We start from the raw sequence: 20,140 nt of genomic DNA on the forward strand, positions 1-20,140 counted from the left end.
TTTCAAGGACGAGCATGACCCAATTCCCTCCAAAGGAAACACCTAGAGCCGTTGCCATTCTGGCCAGCTTCCTGTCATCGGAATCGGCAGGCGGCATTGTCCTGATGGGCGCGGCGCTGGCTGCACTGATCGTTGCCAACTCACCTCTGGCTCCCGGCTACTTCGCCATTCTGCATAGCGTCTGGCTGGGGCTTTCCGTCGAGCTATGGATCAACGACGGGCTCATGGCGATCTTCTTTCTGATGGTCGGCCTGGAAATCAAACGCGAAGTACTCGCCGGCGGCCTCGCCACGTGGGAACAACGCGCCCTGCCCGGTTTTGCAGCGGCAGGCGGCATGCTGGTCCCGGCGTTGATCTATATAGCGATCAACTGGGGCAACCCGCAGACCATCAGCGGCTGGGCGATCCCCGCGGCAACCGACATTGCTTTCGCACTCGGGGTTTTGTCATTACTGGGCAACCGGGTGCCTGTGTCCCTGAAAGTGTTCCTGGCAGCGCTGGCGATTCTCGACGATCTGGGGGCCGTGACCATCATCGCCTTCTTCTACAGCTCGGGCCTGAATCTGCCCATGCTGCTGGCGTCCTTCGTGACCCTGGCAGTGCTGGTTGCGATGAACCGCCTGAAGGTGCGGCGCTTGTTGCCGTACCTGATACTGGGCGCGCTGCTGTGGTTCTTCGTGCTGCAATCGGGCGTGCATGCCACGCTGGCAGGTGTTGCGCTGGCGCTGTGCATTCCCTTGGGCAAACCAGAGGAAGAAGCGCGCTCGCCACTGCTGTTTCTTGAAGAAAAGCTGCATTACTGGGTCGCGTTCGCCATCGTGCCGGTGTTCGGATTCGCCAATGCGGGGGTTTCACTTTCAGGCATTTCTGCAGAAAACCTGCTGGACCCTGTACCGCTCGGGGTTGCGCTGGGGCTGTTCGTCGGCAAGCAGATCGGTGTTTTCCTGGCTGCGGCGCTTGCGATCCGAGCCGGGCTTGCGGTTCTGCCACAAGGCAGCAACTGGGTGCAGCTCTATGGCGTGGCGCTGCTTTGCGGCATCGGTTTCACCATGAGCCTGTTCATCGGCAACCTCGCTTTCCCCGGCGCAGTGCATCTGGTGGACGAGGTAAAAATCGGCGTTCTCATGGGTTCGGGGTTTGCGGCGATTGCAGGTGTGCTGCTGTTGCGCAGCCGTTTCAGTCGGCCCTGAAAAAATATTTTCAAATCACTGCATCCAGATTGTTTTCTCGCGGGTAGTACATACAGCAGCCACTTCGAGTTGCTGAGCGCGGTTAAACAATCTGGAGATTTTCTGCATGAACGCAAAACGTTTGCTCTGCCTTGCAGGTAGTACCCTGGCTCTCACTTGCCTGACTTCTGTTGCCATGGCTCAGACCTCCCTACCCGAAAGCGTACGGGTCCCGGACGGTCACAAGATCACTCTGGAAACCACCGGCGTGGGCGAGATCACTTACGAATGCCGCGCCAAGGCCAACTCTGCTACCGAAACCGAATGGGTATTCGTCGGCCCCAAAGCTGTCCTCAATGATCGCAGCGGCAAACAGGTCGGCACTTACTACGGCCCACCGGCTACCTGGGAATCCAAAGACGGCTCCAAGCTGACCGGCACTCAAGTGGCCGTTGCACCTTCCAGCGCGGGCAACCTGCCTTACCAACTGGTCAAGGCCAATCCGGCTGAAGGCAAGGGTGCCCTGACCGGTACGGCCTACATCCAGCGCGTGGCACTGAAAGGCGGCGTTGCACCAGCCACTGCCTGCTCGGCCAGCAACAAGGGCGCGAAGGAAGTGGTCAAGTACCAGGCTGACTACATCTTCTGGGCCAGCAAGTGATCAAAGCCATTCAATGGGGTGCCGCGCAGTCAGTAGTCTATGCTGCTACGCGGGAGCCTTGTGATGTCAACGAGGCAGCAATCATCCATTGATGGCGGATCGACGTGTCTTCACACGAATCTCTCTTTGACTACGAAGCCACGCTGCATGCCTGCGCCCGCGGTGAGCGCCAGGCATTGCAGCGTCTCTATCAACAGGAAAGCGCCCGGCTGCTCGGCGTCGTCGTGCGGCTCGTGCGTGACAACGCACTGGCGCAAGACATCGTGCATGATGCATTCCTCAAGATCTGGACCCATGCGGCAAGCTTCGATCAGGCAAGAGGTTCGGCACGCGGCTGGATTTTCAGCGTGACCCGTCATCTGGCGCTCAATCGCCTGCGCAACCATGCCCGGGAAGTACGCCTGGAAGACGATGGCAGCGAGGACCACCACGAAGCTGCCACCCTTGAAGGCTGGCAGGAAACCGGCGATGCCTTTGACTGGCGCGTCAATCCGGGACGGATTCAGTTCTGCCTGGAACAGCTTGAACCGGTGCGACGCAACTGTGTTTTTCACGCTTACGTGGACGGCTATTCGCATCAGGAAATCGCGCAGAAAATCGGCGCGCCCTTGGGTACGGTCAAAGCCTGGATCAAGCGCAGCCTTACGGCTTTGCGGGAGTGTATGGGATGACTCGGCCTACAAATGAAAACATCAATGAGCTGGCCGGCGAGTACGTGCTCGGCACCTTGTCTGCCCAGCAAAGAATCGACATCCAGAACCGGCTGGCACATGAGCCCGATTTGCAGGCCGCAGTCGATGCCTGGGAGGAACGCCTGCTGCCGCTGACGGCAATGGCCGAACCTGTGACGCCCGCGCCGGGACTCTGGAGCCGTATCGAACGCAGCATCACCGAGCTCTCCGCCAACAGAACCGAACCGCAACGTACACGCTGGTGGGACAGCCTTTCGATCTGGCGCGGGCTGGCCGGGGCCGGACTGGCCGCATCGCTGGTGCTGGGCACGATGCTTTTCATACAGCCATCGCAGGCACCGTCCTACCTGGTCGTACTCGTCGCCCCACAGGACAAGGCGCCTGGCTGGGTCGTCCAGGCCAGCAACTCGCAGGAAATCCAGCTCATTCCACTGGGCGAAACCCAGGTCCCTGCGGACAAGGCCCTGGAGTTCTGGACCAAGGCTGACGACTGGCAAGGACCGGTATCACTCGGCTTGGTAAAACCGGGCCAGACCCTGCATATACCGCTCGATAAATTGCCACCGCTGCAACATAACCAGTTGTTCGAGCTGACACTGGAGAAGTCCACGGGCTCGCCTGTTGGTAAACCGACCGGACCGATACAGTTTATCGGGCGGGCGGTGAAGGTGATTTAACCTGCTGCACCGGCCCCACCTTCAACGGATGCGTTCCTTGTACTGGCGAGGATTGAACCGCAACACAATCCCGATCATCACCACCATCACCGCTGTCAACGTCCACCACGCCCCCTCGAAACTCCCCGACTGGTCACGGATGACGCCAGCCAGCAGAGGAGACAGGCCAGCTATCAGATAGCCGATGCCTTGCACAAAGGCGGTCAGGCTTCCGGCACGGGCCGGGTTATCGATATGGTCCATGGAGATGATCAAACTCATCGGGAACAGACCGCCGATCCCCAGTCCCAGCAGACAAGGCCACAGCATGGTCAAGTGTTCAAAGGACAGAATAAGGCCGCTGAAACCGGCAATGATCAGCAGCAACAAGGCAGCCAGCGCCCAACGTTTGTCCCGAGTCTGATTGACCATCGCAGGCACCGCCAGACCGGCCAGCACTTCCATCGCTGTCAAAAAGCCCAGCACCAGCCCGGCGTCCTGCTCGCTCCAGCCTCTTTCCACGTAATAAGGCGCAAGCCAGGCCAGCACACAGGTGTAGGAAGCCGTGCCAAGGCCGAAGAACACGGCCAACAACCAGGCGCGTGGATTGCCGAAAAACGAGTCACTTTTGCCTTTGGGAGCGGCTTCGACGACCGGAATCGCCGAGCGTTGAAACGTCCACAGGACCAGCGCCAGCAACGCGAGCACACCCCATATCGCCAACGAAACCTTCCAGCTACCGCTCTGCTTGAGCACGAAGGGCGAGAACGACGCCGCCAGTGCAGCACCGCCCATGATCGAGGTGACATACAGGCCCATGAACAGGGACACGTTGTCCTTGAAACGGGTCTTGATCAAGGCCGGCATCAACGCCTGAATCATCGCGATCCCCAGTCCAGAGAGGACTGCACTCACGATCAACTCCAACGCGCCATCGATGGACAGCCGGGACGCACTGGCGATACCAATCACTAGCAGCGACAACCCGATTGCCCGATGCTCGCCCAATGACTGAGCCAGCCTCATCCCGAAAAACATCCCGAGTCCCATCGCCATCACCGGCAACATGGTCAACAGCGAGGCCAGGCTGAAACTGAGGGGAATATCACCCCGAATAGCCGACAGAAGCGGCCCGATGGCCGCCATGCCGGGCCGAAGATTCAACGCCACCAGCACGACACTGGACATCAACCAGAAAGCGTGAGTGGTTGAAGCACGAATGTTTTCCATCACACGACCTTGCCATCCCTAAAGACACGATTAGGCCGCGCAGCCTGTGCATGGGACAAATTAAAATCTGGGGGGATGTATTGAGAAATTAGGTTGGTGGAGGGAAGTAACTGCCTTTATCGATCTGCTCACCGTCCAGCAAATCAGAAAGCACAATGACTTACGGGGCCTCCCCCATGCTGCCATGATTCAGGAATCGTTCCGCGACGGAAGCAAAAGTGGCGTAGCAAGTTTCAAAATCCGGCTTGTCAGTGGCATACAGCAATGGCTTTAGACGATCGTCAAAGTCAGCTTTGATCCCCTTGTGGGTGGCTGCACAGACCAAGCTTCGCCGAAGCACCGCGTAGGGAGCCAGGTCAAACTCCGGATGCTGCCCCTTGAACTCCTCCGCATCCTTTTGAACTATCGCAGCGAAGATTTCGCATGCAGGCTCAATGGCTTCAGGCTGGCTGCCGACGATACGCCAGACATCATAGACGTGACGAACCAGCGCAGTGTCAAATTCGCCACGTTGACGTCCATCCCAGCTCCAAGCGCAGCGGCGCAGTAACGACACCACCTTTTCAGCCAAGGTCTCTGCCACTGTGATACAGGTCATGGAAAAGCGGTGAGGAGTTGCGCGAGGGACAAACTCGTCAAGCATGTATCCCATTTCACGGGTTTCAGCGGCCAATATCGGAGGACGATGAATGAGCTCAACCTTGAGTTGTGGACGAAGCACGCCTGAAACATCCTGAAAATGCGCACTGTATGAAACCAGCAGGCAATAGTAGCGTCGGTTATCGCGCGATACCGGGTTTTCCTTGTTGTCGTGCTCTACATACTCGAAGCCCATTTTCGTCAAATGGCGTTCAACTTCTCGATGTAACTCACCTAAACGCGCTCGATCTGAGAATCCGTTCGGCAGGGCATAGCCTTCAGGTACATCCTCCAGCATGACCTTGATGTCAATGTCTTCGGACATCCTTTCGATAAGAGCATGAGCTTTGGAAAGGCAGGTACCACCAGCGAAGATTAACCGTGTAGCCAACGCGACTGATTTTGGCTTTGAATCCCCCTTCAGGCGATCCTTCTGGTATGCGGTGTGCGTGATGTGAATTTGGGCTAAAACGCTCAGTGCATCCGTTATGTGCTGGTCTTTCTCGGCTACGGCAGCAGGGAGGTTTCCCAGCATTCCTGCAGTCGCAGCGTCCTCTATATCAGACTTAAGCTCGTCTGGAATTTTTTTCATAATTTAAGGTGCTATTCCCTACTGTCACTTTCCGCGTGATGCGTCTAGATCCAGTGTTGACAGTCGCCCCCATTGGAATCTGGGTCGATTTGCCTCTGTTGTACTCCTCTACCAGTGAACTTGGCGCTACATAAATATTGAGCTTGCGAAAAAGCTCTGCAGCGATCATTTCCAATGTTCCAGCCGGGGTTGGCTTGCCCGTGAACTTGTTGATGCGGGTCTTGGCGAACGCCCCCTTGCTTACACGAATGAGAATCCCATTCTCCACAAATCGAGCAAGCACGCGCCCAACCTGAGAGTCACTCCCCATTTTCGTAAAGTCCGAGCGCAAGACGACCACGCTTTCACGCTGCTTAATTGAGCGGCCCATGCGATCTTCAAGCTTCATACCTTATCTCCCATGCAAAGCTAAATTCTGCAAGGTCACTCTAGCCTTTAATTCTATTTATAACCAGTAAATATAGGGTTTTTAACTTACAAAACCTGCGCATTGATACGCAGGTTTTGCTTATTGAGAATGGAAATCCAGGGGCCTTTTTTGCCATCAAACCACTTGGCAACGCACCTGACAGACACTCCCGAGACCAAGGCCTTCTCCATTAAGGCCCCAGCACAAAGCAAACACTCCACCCCACTGTTACCCATCGCCCCAAAATCGGGCAAAACATCCCGCCCGTCACAAGCCATCCATTAATCCCCAGCAACTTCACATGACCGTAAACACCTTGAACACCACGGTTTACAAAGGTTTTCAGCCTTCGGCCCATCCACGCACCAGCCTGCAGACAAAGTTGGTCTATCAATTGCATATGCTTGTATGTACAAGTAGAGACAGGTTATAAATACCCCACGCTCTACCCGACAGAATTCGCCTGAGTGCCAGGCACCACTCGCCCGTCATCGGGCTGGTTTGGATTGATCGCTGAGGATTTTTTTGTGACCGACAATAATCAAGACCGCAAGCAAGACTGGACCCGCCATCGTGACGTCGAAGTGCGGGCTGCCCGTGGCACTCAACTGACAGCAAAGAGCTGGCTGACCGAAGCCCCGCTGCGCATGCTGATGAACAACCTTGATCCTGAAGTGGCCGAAAATCCGAAGGAGTTGGTAGTTTATGGCGGGATCGGGCGTGCGGCGCGTAACTGGGAGTGCTACGACAAGATCGTCGAGAGCCTGACCCGGCTCAACGATGATGAAACCCTGCTGGTGCAATCCGGCAAGCCGGTCGGTGTGTTCAAGACTCACAGCAATGCGCCGCGCGTGCTGATCGCCAACTCGAATCTGGTACCGCACTGGTCAAGCTGGGAGCATTTCAACGAGCTGGATGCCAAAGGTCTGGCCATGTACGGCCAGATGACCGCAGGCAGCTGGATCTATATCGGCAGCCAGGGCATCGTTCAGGGCACTTACGAAACCTTCGTCGAAGCCGGTCGTCAGCATTACGACGGCAGCCTGAAAGGCCGCTGGGTGCTGACCGCAGGCCTGGGTGGCATGGGTGGCGCACAGCCGCTGGCCGCAACACTGGCCGGAGCCTGTTCGCTGAACATCGAATGCCAGCAGAGCCGCATCGACTTCCGTCTCAAGACCCGTTACGTCGATGAGCAAGCCACCGACCTGGACGACGCCCTGGCGCGTATCGCCCGCTACACCGCCGAAGGCAAGGCCATCTCCATCGCCCTGTGCGGCAACGCTGCTGAAATCCTGCCGGAAATGGTCCGTCGCGGCGTGCGCCCGGACATGGTCACCGACCAGACCAGCGCTCACGATCCGCTCAATGGCTACCTGCCCAAAGGCTGGAGCTGGGAAGACTACCGCGCACGTGCGCTGACCGAGCCGGCCGCCGTCGTCAAAGCGGCCAAACAGTCCATGGCCGAACACGTCGAAGCCATGCTGGCGTTCCAGAAAGCAGGTATTCCAACCTTCGACTACGGCAACAACATCCGTCAGATGGCCAAGGAAGAAGGCGTAGCCAATGCCTTCGATTTCCCCGGCTTTGTGCCCGCCTACATCCGGCCATTGTTCTGTCGCGGCGTAGGCCCTTTCCGCTGGGCGGCCCTGTCGGGCGATCCGCAGGACATCTACAAGACAGATGCCAAGGTCAAGGAACTGATCCCGGACGATGCGCACCTGCATAACTGGCTGGACATGGCCCGCGAACGCATCAGCTTCCAGGGTTTGCCAGCACGTATCTGCTGGGTCGGCCTGGGACAGCGCGCCAGACTCGGCCTGGCGTTCAACGAAATGGTCCGCAGCGGCGAATTGTCTGCTCCCGTGGTGATCGGTCGCGACCATCTGGACTCCGGCTCGGTCTCCAGCCCCAACCGTGAAACCGAGTCCATGCAGGACGGTTCCGACGCAGTATCCGACTGGCCGCTGCTCAACGCCCTGCTCAATACCGCCAGCGGTGCGACCTGGGTGTCGCTGCATCATGGCGGCGGTGTCGGCATGGGCTTCTCTCAGCATTCGGGCATGGTGATTGTCTGCGACGGCACCGATGAAGCGGCCGAGCGCATTGCCCGCGTTCTGCACAATGACCCGGCGACAGGCGTCATGCGTCACGCCGATGCCGGTTACCAGATAGCGATTGATTGCGCCAAAGAGCAGGGCTTGAACCTGCCGATGATCGGGCGTTAAGGGCATTTGCCATGGGTGTGGCGGCTCAGAGCCGCCACATCGAAAAAGTCAGGATAGACACTGATAACGCCCACAGGCCGGATGCCTACTTGAAGCTGCCGTCATCCCTTTCAGGCTTTGGAGCATCGACAATGAAAATGAAAAAAGCGCTGTTAACCACTCTGGTATCTGCTGGCCTGCTGGTCAGTGCCGGTGCAAGTCAAGCGGCCGGGTGGTGCGAGTCAGGCAAGCCGGTCAAGTTTGCCGGTCTGAACTGGGAAAGCGCGATGTTGCTGACCGACATTCTTCAAGTCGTCCTGAGCAAAGGCTACGGTTGCAGCGTGGATGCGTTGCCGGGCAATTCCATAGCCATGGAAAACGCCCTGAGCACCAATGACATTCAAATCTTCGCAGAAGAGTGGATAGGCCGCAGCGAAGTCTGGAACAAGGCCGCAGCGGCTGGAAAAGTCGTAGGCGTCGGCGCGCCCGTGGTCGGCGCAGTCGAAGGCTGGTACGTGCCGCGCTATGTGATTGAAGGCGATGCCAGGCGCAAGCTGGAAGCCAAGGCACCGAACCTGAAGTCAATCGCAGATCTGGCTCAATACTCAGCCGTGTTCAGGGATCAGGAAGAACCCGGCAAAGGCCGCTTCTACAACTGCCCCGCCGGCTGGACCTGCGAGCTGGAAAACAGCGAAATGCTCAAGACCTACGGCCTGGAAAGCAAGTACACCAACTTCCGCCCAGGCACCGGCCCGGCACTGGACGCGGCTATTCTGTCCAGCTACAAGCGCGGTGAGCCGATCCTGACGTATTACTGGTCGCCCACTCCGTTGATGGGGCAAGTCGATCTGGTTCGTCTGGAAGAACCAGGCGTCAACAAGACCATCGATATCAAGGTCGGTGTGTCCAAGGCTTTCCACGAACAGGCACCTGAACTGGTCGCCGTACTGGAGAAGGTCAACCTGCCTATCGACCTGCTGAACCAGAACCTGGGACGCATGGCCAAGGAGCGGATCGAATCGCCGAAACTGGCGAAGATTTTCCTCAAGGAACACCCGGAAGTCTGGCACAAGTGGGTCAGCGAAGACGCTGCGAAAAAGGTTGAGGCCTCTCTGTAAACCCCGGAGCAGATTATCTGCGCAGGCACAGGCGACAGTGCTGTGCCTGACAACTTGATCGAGAGCACCTTATGTTTCCCGAAAGTTTTACCTTCTCCATTGCCAACTGGGTCAACGACGGGGTTGATGCGCTGGTCACCGAGTACGGCGATGTGTTCCGGCACATCTCCGATACCTTGCTGTGGGCCATCGTCAATCTGGAAAGCCTGCTGCGTATGGCGCCCTGGTGGCTGGTGCTGATGATCGTCGGCGGCATTGCCTGGCATGCGACCCGGAAAATCGTCACCACCGCATTGATTGTCGGCCTCCTGTTCCTCGTCGGCGCTGTCGGGCTGTGGGACAAGCTGATGCAGACATTGGCGCTGATGCTGGTCGCCACGTTCATCGCGGTGTTGATCGGCATTCCTCTGGGCATTCTTTCGGCACGCAGCAACCGCCTGCGCTCGGTGCTGATGCCGCTGCTGGACATCATGCAAACCATGCCCAGCTTCGTTTACCTGATCCCGGTGCTGATGCTGTTCGGCCTGGGCAAGGTCCCGGCGATCTTCGCTACCGTGATTTACGCCGCGCCGCCGCTGATTCGTCTGACCGACCTGGGTATCCGTCAGGTCGATGGCGAGGTGATGGAGGCGATCAACGCCTTTGGTGCCAATCGCTGGCAACAACTGTTCGGCGTGCAACTGCCACTGGCGATGCCAAGCATCATGGCCGGGATCAACCAGACCACCATGATGGCGCTGTCGATGGTCGTGATTGCTTCGATGATCGGTGCCCGAGGTCTGGGCGAGGACGTTCTGGTGGGTATCCAGACCCTCAATGTCGGGCGCGGCCTGGAAGCCGGTCTGGCCATTGTCATTCTGGCGGTTGTCATCGACCGCATCACGCAGGCCTATGGCCGCCCACGGCATGAGGCGAGCAAATAATGAGCCTGGAACCGAACAAAATCGTCGTCAAAAACGTGTTCAAGATATTCGGCAGCCGCTCGAAAGAAGCGCTGGCGATGGTGCAACAGAGCAAGAGCAAGGATCAGGTGCTGGCCCAGACCGGCTGTGTGGTCGGCGTCAACGACCTGTCGCTGTCGATCGGTAGCGGCGAGATATTCGTCATCATGGGATTGTCGGGCTCGGGCAAATCGACGCTGGTGCGCCATTTCAATCGCCTGATCGATCCTACCAGTGGCGAGATTCTGGTGGATGGCGAAGATATCCTGCGGTACGACATGGAAGCCCTGCGCCAATTCCGTCGTCACAAGATCAGCATGGTGTTCCAGAGCTTCGGCCTGCTGCCGCACAAGAGTGTGCTGGACAACGTGGCGTACGGCCTGAAGGTGCGCGGCGAGAGCAAAGCGCTCTGCCAGGAGCGTGCGCAACACTGGATCACCACCGTGGGCCTCAAAGGCTACGAAAACAAATACCCGCATCAGCTCTCTGGCGGCATGCGTCAGCGCGTTGGTCTGGCACGGGCACTGGCGGCCGACACCGACATCATCCTGATGGATGAAGCGTTCAGCGCTCTCGATCCGCTGATCCGCGCCGAGATGCAGGACCAGTTGCTGGAGCTGCAATCGACGCTGAAGAAAACCATCGTGTTCATTACCCACGACCTGGACGAAGCCGTGCGTATCGGCAACCGGATCGCGATTCTCAAGGATGGCCGCCTGATTCAGGTCGGAACGCCCAAGGAAATCCTTCACTCGCCCGCCGACGATTACGTTGATCGCTTCGTGCAACGGCGCGCAGTCACTCTTTAAGGATGGTGTCGATGTCACGAGCCAGACAGATTGTTTTCGGTGATGCCCCGACAGGCTGGCAGGACGTGGTGGCCGTGGCTCGTGATGGCGCGCACCTGATACTGTCGGAGCAGGCCTGGGCGCGCATCGACAATGCCCAGGCCATCGTCCAGCGCATCGTTGCCAGCGGCGAACGGGCTTACGGTGTGAATACCGGCCTCGGTGCGCTGTGCAATGTCTCACTGGCAGACGAACAACTCAGTCGCCTGTCGCGCAACACATTGCTCAGCCATGCCTGTGGCGTAGGCGCACCACTGCCCGACGAGCAGACGCGGGCCATCATCTGTGCCGCGATTCTCAACTACAGCCAGGGCAAGTCCGGCATCCATAGACAGGTTGTGCAAGCGCTGCTGGCCTTGCTCAATCAAGGCATCACGCCGCAAGTGCCATCGCAGGGGTCGGTGGGTTATCTGACCCATATGGCGCACGTCGGCATTGCGCTGCTGGGTGTGGGTCAGGTCAGTTATCGCGGGCAGATCATTTCGGCGCAGCAGGCATTGAGCGAAGAAGGCCTGTCCCCCGTCGAGCTGGGTGCCAAGGACGGGCTGTGTCTGGTCAACGGTACACCCTGCATGACCGGCCTGAGCTGTCTGGCCATTGCCGACGCCACGCGCCTGACACAATGGGCCGACGTGATCGGTGCCATGACCTTTGAAGCACTGCGCGGCCAGCTCGATGCCTTCGATGAAACCATCATCGCTCTCAAACCACATCCGGGTATGCAACAGGTCGGCAAGAACCTGCGCAGCCTGCTGGCGGGCAGCGAAGTTCTCGCCAGCAGCCAAGGCATTCGTACCCAGGATGCACTGAGCATTCGTTCGATACCACAAGTGCATGGCGCAACGCGGGACCAACTGGCCCACGCGATCAGGCAGGTCGAAACCGAGCTGAATGCAGTCACCGATAACCCCTTGCTGCTGGGCACTCCAGAGGATTACCGCGTGGTGTCGCAAGCCAACCCGCACGGCCAGTCAGTCGCCATGGCGGCAGATCTGCTGTGCATGGCGGTTGCGGAGCTGGGCTCGATTGCCGAGCGGCGTCTGGATCGGCTGATCAACCCGGCCGTCAGCGGCTTGCCGGCTTTTCTGGTCAGCCAGCCGGGCGTCAATTCGGGGATGATGATCGTCCAGTACGTGGCCGCTTCGCTGTGCGCAGAAAACCGCCAGATGGCACAACCGGCGGTGGTCGATAACTATGTCACCTCGGGCTTGCAGGAAGATCATCTGAGCCTGGGCACCAGCGCTGCCTTGAAGCTGCACAAGGTACTGGGCAACGCGACGCAGATTCTGGCCATCGAATACCTGCTGGCGGCCCAGGCGTTCGAGTTTCTCAAACAACAGCGTTTCGGGGCAGGTACCGGCATGGCCTGGCGCGCGCTGCGCGAGCAGATCCCCGCTTACGACGAAGACCGCTGGCTGGCCCCGGATATTGCCAGCAGCGTAGCCGTACTCAAGAACGAAGAAGTGCTGGAGAGGATTTTCCGGCACTGTCGTGAACAGACGACAACCCCATGACAACAGGGCTGCAAGGCGACGCGCTGCAAAAAAGCAGTCGCCTGACATCAATCAAGGAGTAGCTGCATCGTGACCAAACCATCTGCCAAGTCATTGAATCTGATCCCGGGCCAACTGACCCTGGCGCAACTGCGTGCAATCTATCAGCAACCGGTAACGCTGAAGCTCGATAGCAGCGCCGATCAGCAGATCGAAGACAGCGTGGCCTGTGTAGAGCGCATTCTCGCCGAGAACCGTACGGCCTATGGCATCAACACCGGTTTCGGCCTGCTGGCCTCGACCCGCATTGCCAGCGAGGACCTGGAAAACCTGCAACGCTCTCTGGTGCTGTCCCATGCCGCCGGTGTCGGGCAGCCGATCAGCGACGATCTGGTGCGCCTGATCATGGTGCTCAAGGTCAATAGCCTGAGCCGTGGTTTCTCCGGTATCCGGCGTCTGGTGATCGATGCCTTGATTGCCCTGATCAATGCCGAGGTCTATCCGCATATCCCGCTCAAGGGTTCGGTCGGTGCTTCCGGTGACCTCGCGCCACTGGCCCATATGTCTCTGGTGCTGCTGGGCGAAGGCAAGGCTCGCTACAAAGGCGAATGGCTCGATGCCGTCGATGCGCTTGAAGTTGCAGGCCTGAAACCGCTGACTCTGGCTGCCAAGGAAGGTCTGGCATTGCTCAACGGAACGCAGGTTTCCACCGCGTTCGCACTGCGCGGCCTGTTCGAGGGTGAAGACCTGTTCGCCGGAGCCATGGCCTGCGGCGCTCTCACCGTGGAAGCCGTGCTCGGTTCGCGCTCGCCTTTCGACGCCCGCATCCATGCCGCTCGCGGTCAGCGCGGTCAGATCGATGCAGCAGCCTGCTATCGCGACCTGTTGGGGGAAAGCAGCGAAGTGTCCGAGTCCCATCGCAACTGCGACAAGGTTCAGGACCCGTACTCGCTGCGCTGCCAGCCACAGGTCATGGGTGCCTGCCTGACCCAGTTGCGTCAGGCTGCCGAAGTGCTGGAGATCGAAGCCAACGCCGTCTCCGACAACCCGCTGGTATTCGCTGCCGAAAACGATGTGATCTCCGGCGGCAACTTCCACGCGGAACCGGTTGCCATGGCCGCCGATAACCTGGCGCTGGCCATCGCGGAAATCGGTTCCCTGAGCGAACGCCGCATTTCGCTGATGATGGACAAGCACATGTCGCAGTTGCCGCCCTTCCTGGTGGCCAACGGCGGGGTCAACTCCGGCTTCATGATCGCCCAGGTCACCGCTGCCGCCCTGGCCAGTGAAAACAAGGCTTTGGCCCATCCACACAGCGTCGACAGCCTGCCGACTTCAGCCAATCAGGAGGACCATGTTTCCATGGCTCCGGCAGCCGGCAAGCGGTTATGGGAAATGGCAGAAAACGTTCGCGGGATTCTTGCCGTAGAATGGCTGGCTGCATGCCAGGGTCTGGACTTGCGCAACGGCCTTAAAACCTCTCCGAAACTGGAGCAGGCCCGTGCCGCGCTGCGCAGCAAAGTACCGCCCTATGAGAAGGATCGTTTTTTTGCACCGGACATAGAAGCTGCCAGCCAGCTGTTGTCCTCAACTTGCCTGAACCAGTTGGTTCCTGCACGTCTGCTACCCAGTCTGTGATGTACCGCGAGCCTGGCAGGGCTCGCAATGGTAGTTCGCTGCGGGAAGCCGAAAGCAGGTGTTCTCGCAGCTATTTGCCATACCCAGTAATGAGATGGACGGAAATGACGTCAAAAGATGGTTTGAAACGCGGGTTATCCGCCCGCCACATTCGCTTCATGGCTCTGGGCTCTGCCATCGGCACAGGGTTGTTCTATGGTTCCGCCGCCGCGATTCAGCAAGCGGGGCCTGCGGTTCTGCTGGCTTACCTGATCGGCGGCGCGGCGGTCTTCATGGTCATGCGCGCCCTGGGCGAGATGGCCGTGCATAACCCGACCTCCGGCTCGTTCAGCCATTACGCCAGCCGCTACCTCGGCCCTCTGGCGGGTTTCGTGCTGGGCTGGACCTACGCTTTCGAGATGATCATTGTCTGTCTGGCCGATGTCACCGCGTTCGGGATCTACATGGGCTTCTGGTTCCCGGAAGTGCCACGCTGGATCTGGGTGCTGGGCATCGTGTTCCTGATCGGCGCGCTCAACCTGTGCAACGTCAAGGTCTTCGGTGAAACCGAGTTCTGGCTATCGCTGCTCAAGGTCGGCGCCATCGTGGCGATGATCGTCGCAGGTTTCGGCATCATGCTGTTCGGCATCGGCTCATCCAGCGGTGACAACACCATCGGCATCAGCAACCTCTGGACCCACGGCGGCTTCATGCCCAATGGCATTGGCGGCCTGATCGCCTCGCTGGCAGTGGTGATGTTCGCCTTTGGCGGCATCGAAATCATCGGCATCACGGCCGGCGAAGCCAAGAATCCTCAACGCACGCTGCCACAGGCCATCAATGCCGTGCCGCTGCGCATTCTATTGTTCTACGTCCTGACGCTGTTTGTGCTGATGTCCATCTACCCATGGCCGCAGATCGGTACCCAAGGCAGCCCGTTCGTGCAGATTTTCGACAATCTGGGCATCGCCTCGGCAGCGACCATTCTCAATATCGTGGTGATCTCGGCAGCGGTGTCGGCGATCAACAGCGACATCTTCGGCGCGGGCCGCATGATGTATGGCATGGCGCTTGAAGGTCAGGCACCTGCCGGTTTCGCCAGGCTGTCGCGTCAGGGCGTGCCATGGATGACGGTCGTGGTGATGGGCGTGACGCTGCTGGCTGGCGTGCTCCTCAACTACCTGATCCCCAAGGACGTCTTCCTGCTCATCGCTTCGCTGGCCACCTTCGCCACGGTCTGGGTATGGCTGATGATCCTGCTGACCCAGGTCGCCATGCGCCGTTCCATGAACCCCGAAGAAGTCGCACAACTGAAGTTCCCGGTGCCGTTCTGGCCTTATGGGCCGGCTGCCGCCATCGTCTTCATGCTGTTCATCTTCGGCGTGCTGGGCTATTTCCCGAATAACCGCGCTGCGCTGATCGTCGGCGCGATCTGGATTGTGCTGCTGGTTATCGCCTACTACCTGTGGATAAAACCCAGACATACAAAAAACACCCAATGACCCAAGGAGGCCCGGGATGACAACACTCTGGAAGAACTGTCACATCGCAACCATGGCGCAAGGCAACTACTCGATCATCGAGGATGCCGCCATCGTGACCTCTGGAGAGTTCATCCACTGGATCGGGCCTCACAATCAGCTCTCGGAAACTGATTTTGGCAGCACCGTAGACCTGGGCGGCGCCTGGGTTACTCCGGGCCTCATCGATTGCCACACCCATACGGTATTCGGTGGTAATCGCAGCGGTGAATTCGAGCAGCGCCTGCAAGGTGTGAGCTATGCCGACATCGCCGCTGCGGGTGGCGGCATTGCCAGCACCGTGCGGGCAACACGAGCGGCCAGCGAAGACGAATTGCTCGCCAGTGCCGAACGGCGCTTGAAGCATCTGCTTCGCGACGGCGTGACCACCGTGGAAATGAAGTCCGGCTACGGCCTGGACCTGCAAAGCGAACGCAAGATCCTGAAAGTGATCCGGCGCCTGGGTGACAGCCTGCCAGTCACCGTGCGCAGCACATGTCTGGCTGCCCACGCCCTGCCACCGGAATACGCCAACCGCGCCGACGATTACATCCGGCATATCTGCGACGAAATGCTTCCCGCACTGGCCGAGGAAGGTCTGGTGGATGCCGTGGATGCGTTCTGCGAGTACCTGGCGTTCTCGCCTGCTCAGGTCGAGCAGGTGTTCATCACCGCAAAGCAACTGGGCTTGCCGGTGAAACTCCACGCTGAACAGCTTTCGTCACTGGGCGGCTCAAGCCTTGCGGCGCGCTATCAGGCCTTGTCGGCGGACCATCTGGAGTTCATGACCGAAGACGACGCCATTGCCATGGCTGCTGCCGGAACCGTCGCTGTGCTACTGCCGGGTGCCTATTACTTTCTGCGCGAAACCCAGTTGCCGCCGATGGAAGCCCTGCGCAAGCATGGCGTGCCTATCGCCATCTCCACCGACATGAACCCCGGCACCTCGCCCGGCCTGTCACTGCGCCTGATGCTGAACATGGCCTGCACACTATTCCGCATGACGCCTGAAGAAGCCCTGGCGGGCGTCACCCTCAATGCTGCGAAGGCACTGGGCCTGGATAAAACCCATGGCTCGCTGGAAACAGGCAAGGTAGCGGACTTCGTCGCCTGGAACATCGAACGCCCTGCCGATCTGGCCTACTGGCTGGGCGGCGATCTGGATAAACGTATCGTGCGCCACGGCGTCGAATCATCGATCTGAAGGAGAGCCCTGTGGATAACGTTCTGACATTCCAGCGTGGCCGGGTCCCGCTGCTGATCAGCATGCCTCATGCCGGCTTGAAGCTGACACCGGCAGTCGAAGCCGGGCTGGTGGACGAAGCCTTGAGCCTGCCGGATACCGACTGGCACATCCCGCAGCTGTACGACTTCGCCGCCGAACTGGGGGCCAGCACCCTGGCTGCCGAGTATTCGCGCTTCGTCATCGACCTCAATCGCCCGTCCGACGACAAACCGCTGTATGCCGGTGCGACGACCGGGCTGTTTCCTTCGATCCTGTTCGACGGCGTGCCTCTGTTCAAGGACGGCCAGGAGCCCGACGCTGCCGAGCGGGCCAGCTACCTGCAACAGATCTGGGTACCTTACCACCAGACCCTGGAGCAAGAGCTGCAACGCCTGCGCGATGAGTTCGGTTATGCGCTGCTGTTCGATGCCCACTCCATTCGCGGCCACGTCCCGCATCTGTTCGACGGGCGACTGCCGGACTTCAACCTCGGCACCTTCAACGGTGCCAGTTGTGATCCGCAACTGGCAGGCAGGCTGGAAAGCCTGTGTGCAGCGGCCAAGGACTACAGCCATGTGCTCAACGGCCGCTTCAAGGGCGGCCATATCACCCGACATTACGGCGACCCGGCCAACAATATCCACGCCGTACAGCTGGAACTGGCGCAGAGCACCTACATGGAAGAGTTCGCCCCTTTCCATTACCGCCCTGATCTGGCTGCACCGACCCGCGAGGTATTGAAGGGGTTGCTGGAGACGTTTATTGCCTGGGGGCGGGAGAGGTTTGGTTGATTACGCTTTCGCGAATAAATTCGCTCCTACGGTAGGAGCGAATTCATTCGCGAAAAGCCCCAAAACTGCTCACTTCTTGAGCAATCTCAACCCGTTGAACACCACCAGCAAGCTCACGCCCATGTCGGCAAACACCGCCATCCACATGGTCGCCATACCCGCAAAGGTAATCCCCAGGAAGAACACCTTGGTGACAATCGCCAACGCAATGTTCTGTTTGAGAATTGCCGAAGTATCGCGTGACAGTCGGATAAACGCCGGGATCTTGCGCAGATCGTCGTCCATCAGTGCGACATCAGCAGTTTCAATGGCCGTGTCGGTGCCCGCCGCAGCCATGGCGAAACCGATCTCCGAACGGGCCAGCGCAGGTGCATCGTTGATGCCATCGCCCACCATGCCGACGCGATGCTTGCGGGCATACAGGTCTTCAATGGCCTGCAACTTATCCATAGGCAGCAGATTGCCCTGAGCCTGATCGATGCCCACCTGCTCAGCGATTGCCTTGGCGGTGTGCGGGTTGTCACCGGTCAGCATCAGGGTCTTGATACCAAGCTCGTGCAACTGGGCGATAGCCTCGCGGCTGCTGTCCTTGACCGTATCGGCGACCGCGAACAGCGCCAGCGGGCCAGAGGTGTCCAGCAACAGAACCACGGTCTTGCCTTGTATTTCCAGCGCATCGAGCCTGGCTTCAAGCTCCGGCGAGCACAGCCCCAGTTCTTCGACCAGACGGTGGTTGCCCAGGTGGTAGAGCTGGCCATTGATCTCGCCTTTCACGCCACGCCCCGGCAATGCCTCGAACGCACTGACCTCATGCACACCCTGCCCTTGCCCCGACGCCTTGGCGATGGCCTGGGAAACCGGATGATCGGAACGACCAGCCAGGCTGGCAGCAATGGCTGGCGCATTGTCGGCGACAGTCACATCCAGTGGTAGATAGTCGGTCTGCACGGGCTTGCCGTGGGTGATAGTGCCGGTCTTGTCGAGGGCCAGGTAATCGAGCTTTTCGCCCATTTCCAGATAGACGCCACCCTTGATCAGAATCCCCTTGCGCGCCGCAGCGGCCAGACCGCTGACGATGGTCACCGGGGTAGAAATCACCAAAGCACAAGGACAGGCAACAACCAGCAACACCAATGCCCGGTAGATCCAGTCAAACCAGGCACCGCCGAAGAACAGTGGCGCAACAAGGGCCACGGCCAGTGCGGTCAGGAAAACCACCGGTGTGTAGATTCGCGAAAAGCTATCGACAAAACTCTGGGTCGGAGCCCGCGCGCCTTGAGCCGCTTCCACCGCATGGATGATCCGCGCCAGCGTGGAATGGCTCGCGGCAGCCGCCACCCGGTACTCAAGCGAGCCGGACTGGTTGATCGTGCCGGCAAACACCTTGTCGCCCACGGTTTTTTCCACAGGCAGGCTTTCACCGGTAATCGGCGCCTGATCGATGGTCGAGTTACCCGATACCACCTCGCCATCAAGGCCGATCCGCTCACCCGGCCGAACCCGCACGATAGCGCCCATTTCGACGCTCTTGACCTCGGTTTCGACCCAGCTTCCATCACTCTGCCTGACGGTCGCCACATCGGGCGTCAACTGCATCAGACTGCTGATGGCGTTACGGGCACGATCCAGAGACTTGGCCTCGATCAGTTCGGCCACGGTAAACAGGAACATCACCATCGCCGCTTCAGGCCATTGGCCGATCAGGACCGCGCCGGTCACCGCGATGCTCATCAAGGCGTTGATGTTGAGGTTGAAGTTCTTCAGCGCGATCCAGCCCTTTTTGTAGGTGGTCAGGCCGCAACTGAGGATAGAAACAATGGCCAGCAGCGCAACGACCCAAGTTGGGCCAAGCTGAGCGAAATGGACGATTTCGGCGCCCAGCGCCATCACGCCGGACAGTGCCAGAGGCCACCAATGCTTTTTCGGCGCAGGTGCCGCGGGCACATCCTGGCTCGCGCCTTCCTCGATGGGGTCGGCCTGCATGCCCAACGCACCGATGGCTTCACGAATCGGCTCGGTCGTCGGCAGGTCATGCCAGACGCCAAGGATGCGATTGATCAGGTTGAATTCCAGCTTATGCACACCGGGCAGCTTGCCCAGCTTGTTCTGGATCAGAGTCTGCTCGGTCGGGCAGTCCATCTGCTCGATGCGGAAACTGCTCAAACGCCCACCGGCTGCGGGCGCCTCATCAAAAGTGACAGTGGCAGGCGCGGCTGCGCCGGAGCAGCAAGAATGAGCATGCGCAACGTGCTTGTGCCCGTCTTTATGATCATCGTGCTTTGGAGAAATATCTGTAATCTGGCCCATGGTCCGCTCCCGGGATCTACTTGTTGCC

17 protein-coding genes are annotated in these 20,140 nt (G+C 59.2%); 13 read left to right on the forward strand and 4 right to left on the reverse strand.

All coding sequences use genetic code 11. The features are described 5' to 3' along the window. The first annotated feature begins 14 nt into the window (after nt 1–14). The 4 genes from nhaA (at nt 15) to ACODS3_RS08635 (ending at nt 3,199) form a co-directional block, all read left to right on the forward strand. Entirely contained in the window at nt 15–1,190 is a 1,176-nt protein-coding gene (gene nhaA / locus ACODS3_RS08620) for a Na+/H+ antiporter NhaA (RefSeq protein WP_201018342.1), read from the forward strand. Between the two features lie 106 nt (nt 1,191–1,296). Then, nucleotides 1,297–1,830 (forward strand): DUF3455 domain-containing protein, encoded by a 534-nt coding sequence (locus ACODS3_RS08625; protein WP_122321715.1) that lies wholly within the window; start codon nt 1,297–1,299, stop codon nt 1,828–1,830. A gap of 104 nt (nt 1,831–1,934) precedes the next feature. Further along, nucleotides 1,935–2,501: a sigma-70 family RNA polymerase sigma factor gene (locus tag ACODS3_RS08630; RefSeq protein ID WP_122321717.1), complete on the forward strand. Its 567-nt coding sequence runs from the start codon at nt 1,935–1,937 to the stop codon at nt 2,499–2,501. Continuing rightward, nucleotides 2,498–3,199 (forward strand): anti-sigma factor, encoded by a 702-nt coding sequence (locus ACODS3_RS08635; protein ID WP_122321719.1) that lies wholly within the window; start codon nt 2,498–2,500, stop codon nt 3,197–3,199. The genes ACODS3_RS08630 and ACODS3_RS08635 overlap by 4 nt, the downstream gene beginning before the upstream one ends. Before the next feature lie 21 nt (nt 3,200–3,220). Here ACODS3_RS08635 and ACODS3_RS08640 read toward each other — a convergent pair whose 3' ends face one another. The 3 genes from ACODS3_RS08640 to ACODS3_RS08650 form a co-directional block, all read right to left on the reverse strand. Beyond that, the gene (locus tag ACODS3_RS08640; RefSeq protein ID WP_201018343.1) at nt 3,221–4,408 is read right to left on the reverse strand and encodes a cyanate transporter; all 1,188 of its coding nucleotides are present in this window, start codon (nt 4,406–4,408) and stop codon (nt 3,221–3,223) included. A 160-nt stretch (nt 4,409–4,568) separates the two neighbouring features. Beyond that, the gene (locus tag ACODS3_RS08645) at nt 4,569–5,639 is read right to left on the reverse strand and encodes a nucleotidyl transferase AbiEii/AbiGii toxin family protein (protein WP_489033980.1); all 1,071 of its coding nucleotides are present in this window, start codon (nt 5,637–5,639) and stop codon (nt 4,569–4,571) included. Then, on the reverse strand, nt 5,614–6,027 hold the full coding sequence (locus tag ACODS3_RS08650; RefSeq protein ID WP_201001420.1) for a DUF6088 family protein: 414 nt from the start codon (nt 6,025–6,027) through the stop codon (nt 5,614–5,616). The genes ACODS3_RS08645 and ACODS3_RS08650 overlap by 26 nt, the downstream gene beginning before the upstream one ends. A 548-nt stretch (nt 6,028–6,575) precedes the next feature. Between ACODS3_RS08650 and hutU the strand changes: the two genes are divergently transcribed. The 9 genes from hutU (at nt 6,576) to hutG (ending at nt 17,805) form a co-directional block, all read left to right on the forward strand. Then, entirely contained in the window at nt 6,576–8,273 is a 1,698-nt protein-coding gene (gene hutU / locus ACODS3_RS08655) for a urocanate hydratase (RefSeq protein ID WP_489033981.1), read from the forward strand. A 131-nt stretch (nt 8,274–8,404) separates the two neighbouring features. After that, nucleotides 8,405–9,370 (forward strand): ABC transporter substrate-binding protein, encoded by a 966-nt coding sequence (locus ACODS3_RS08660; RefSeq protein WP_201018347.1) that lies wholly within the window; start codon nt 8,405–8,407, stop codon nt 9,368–9,370. A gap of 71 nt (nt 9,371–9,441) precedes the next feature. Next, on the forward strand, nt 9,442–10,293 hold the full coding sequence (locus ACODS3_RS08665; protein WP_201018348.1) for an ABC transporter permease: 852 nt from the start codon (nt 9,442–9,444) through the stop codon (nt 10,291–10,293). After that, nucleotides 10,293–11,120, forward strand: a complete 828-nt coding sequence (locus ACODS3_RS08670; protein WP_374063405.1) for a quaternary amine ABC transporter ATP-binding protein — start codon at nt 10,293–10,295, stop codon at nt 11,118–11,120. The genes ACODS3_RS08665 and ACODS3_RS08670 overlap by 1 nt, the downstream gene beginning before the upstream one ends. Nucleotides 11,121–11,131: 11 nt before the next feature. Next, the gene (locus tag ACODS3_RS08675; protein WP_489033982.1) at nt 11,132–12,673 is read left to right on the forward strand and encodes an HAL/PAL/TAL family ammonia-lyase; all 1,542 of its coding nucleotides are present in this window, start codon (nt 11,132–11,134) and stop codon (nt 12,671–12,673) included. Between the two features lie 69 nt (nt 12,674–12,742). Continuing rightward, nucleotides 12,743–14,290, forward strand: a complete 1,548-nt coding sequence (hutH, locus tag ACODS3_RS08680) for a histidine ammonia-lyase (RefSeq protein ID WP_201018350.1) — start codon at nt 12,743–12,745, stop codon at nt 14,288–14,290. 104 nt (nt 14,291–14,394) lie between these two features. Then, on the forward strand, nt 14,395–15,771 hold the full coding sequence (locus ACODS3_RS08685; RefSeq protein ID WP_304574870.1) for an amino acid permease: 1,377 nt from the start codon (nt 14,395–14,397) through the stop codon (nt 15,769–15,771). A 16-nt stretch (nt 15,772–15,787) separates the two neighbouring features. After that, nucleotides 15,788–16,993 (forward strand): imidazolonepropionase, encoded by a 1,206-nt coding sequence (gene hutI / locus ACODS3_RS08690; protein ID WP_489033983.1) that lies wholly within the window; start codon nt 15,788–15,790, stop codon nt 16,991–16,993. Nucleotides 16,994–17,004: 11 nt separating this feature from the next. Continuing rightward, nucleotides 17,005–17,805 (forward strand): N-formylglutamate deformylase, encoded by an 801-nt coding sequence (gene hutG, locus ACODS3_RS08695; RefSeq protein WP_489033984.1) that lies wholly within the window; start codon nt 17,005–17,007, stop codon nt 17,803–17,805. Nucleotides 17,806–17,874: 69 nt separating this feature from the next. On the opposite strand, the gene ACODS3_RS08700 is transcribed toward hutG, so the two are convergent. Next, complete coding sequence (locus ACODS3_RS08700) at nt 17,875–20,112, reverse strand: heavy metal translocating P-type ATPase (protein WP_489033985.1); 2,238 nt, start codon at nt 20,110–20,112, stop codon at nt 17,875–17,877. Nucleotides 20,113–20,140 lie beyond the last annotated feature (28 nt).

The sequence above is a fragment of the Pseudomonas sp. FG43 genome, assembly GCF_057809175.1.

Bases quoted from the DNA above. Each gene is read 5' to 3' on its own strand.
- ACODS3_RS08650 (WP_201001420.1), bottom strand. From the start codon at position 6,027: ATGAAGCTTGAAGATCGCATGGGCCGCTCAATTAAGCAGCGTGAAAGC.
- ACODS3_RS08635 (WP_122321719.1), top strand. From the start codon at position 2,498: ATGACTCGGCCTACAAATGAAAACATCAATGAGCTGGCCGGCGAGTAC.
- ACODS3_RS08700 (WP_489033985.1), bottom strand. From the start codon at position 20,112: ATGGGCCAGATTACAGATATTTCTCCAAAGCACGATGATCATAAAGAC.
- ACODS3_RS08645 (WP_489033980.1), bottom strand. From the start codon at position 5,639: ATGAAAAAAATTCCAGACGAGCTTAAGTCTGATATAGAGGACGCTGCG.
- ACODS3_RS08625 (WP_122321715.1), top strand. From the start codon at position 1,297: ATGAACGCAAAACGTTTGCTCTGCCTTGCAGGTAGTACCCTGGCTCTC.
- ACODS3_RS08675 (WP_489033982.1), top strand. From the start codon at position 11,132: ATGTCACGAGCCAGACAGATTGTTTTCGGTGATGCCCCGACAGGCTGG.
- ACODS3_RS08685 (WP_304574870.1), top strand. From the start codon at position 14,395: ATGACGTCAAAAGATGGTTTGAAACGCGGGTTATCCGCCCGCCACATT.
- hutI (WP_489033983.1), top strand. From the start codon at position 15,788: ATGACAACACTCTGGAAGAACTGTCACATCGCAACCATGGCGCAAGGC.
- ACODS3_RS08660 (WP_201018347.1), top strand. From the start codon at position 8,405: ATGAAAATGAAAAAAGCGCTGTTAACCACTCTGGTATCTGCTGGCCTG.
- ACODS3_RS08670 (WP_374063405.1), top strand. From the start codon at position 10,293: ATGAGCCTGGAACCGAACAAAATCGTCGTCAAAAACGTGTTCAAGATA.
- ACODS3_RS08665 (WP_201018348.1), top strand. From the start codon at position 9,442: ATGTTTCCCGAAAGTTTTACCTTCTCCATTGCCAACTGGGTCAACGAC.
- nhaA (WP_201018342.1), top strand. From the start codon at position 15: ATGACCCAATTCCCTCCAAAGGAAACACCTAGAGCCGTTGCCATTCTG.
- ACODS3_RS08640 (WP_201018343.1), bottom strand. From the start codon at position 4,408: ATGGAAAACATTCGTGCTTCAACCACTCACGCTTTCTGGTTGATGTCC.